The 282-nt window shown below is 67.0% G+C and carries 1 pseudogene; it reads left to right on the forward strand.

Annotated features, from left to right (window positions below):
* A pseudogene (locus O4220_RS27755) lies at positions 1 to 282 on the forward strand (acetyl-CoA C-acyltransferase); the annotation flags it as partial.

Consider the following 282-nt stretch of genomic DNA (forward strand, 5'->3'; position numbering starts at 1 on the left):
CGATCCCGCAGCGCAAGGGCGATCCGATCCAGTTCACGGAAGACGAAGGCATCCGCGCCGACACCACCGTCGATTCCCTCGGCAAGCTTCGACCCGCCTTCGACAAGGCCGGAACCGTCACCGCGGGATCGGCGTCACAGATTTCCGACGGTGCTGCCGCCGTCGTCGTGATGAGCAAGGAGAAGGCCGAGTCGCTCGGTTTGACCTGGCTCGCCGAGATCGGCGCTCACGGAGTGGTGGCCGGTCCCGACTCCACTCTGCAGTCACAGCCGGCCCGGGCGA

The organism is Rhodococcus ruber (assembly GCF_027270735.1).
Classification (GTDB): Bacteria; Actinomycetota; Actinomycetes; order Mycobacteriales; family Mycobacteriaceae; genus Rhodococcoides; species Rhodococcoides rubrum_A.